At 44.1% G+C, this 229-nt stretch carries 1 pseudogene; it reads left to right on the forward strand.

The features are described 5' to 3' along the window. Positions 1-229, forward strand: a pseudogene (locus tag ACRHOZ_RS21740) (A/G-specific adenine glycosylase); the annotation flags it as partial.

The raw sequence follows: 229 nt of genomic DNA on the forward strand, positions 1-229 counted from the left end.
CACGGGCAAGATGGTTGTGGATGACCATAAGGGCAATTTTCCAGACACTTACATCGGATTAAAAGCCCTAGAAGGAGTAGGGGATTATACGGCTAGCGCCATAGCTTCCATTTGTTTTGATATTCGCGAACCTGTGGTGGATGGCAATGTGTACAGGGTTTTATTCCGCTATTTTTTAGTGGATTTGCCCATCAACAGCACCCAGGGAGTCAAATACTTTAAAGATTTG

Source organism: Flagellimonas flava (genome assembly GCF_050617915.1).
Taxonomy (GTDB): Bacteria; Bacteroidota; Bacteroidia; order Flavobacteriales; family Flavobacteriaceae; genus Flagellimonas; species Flagellimonas flava_A.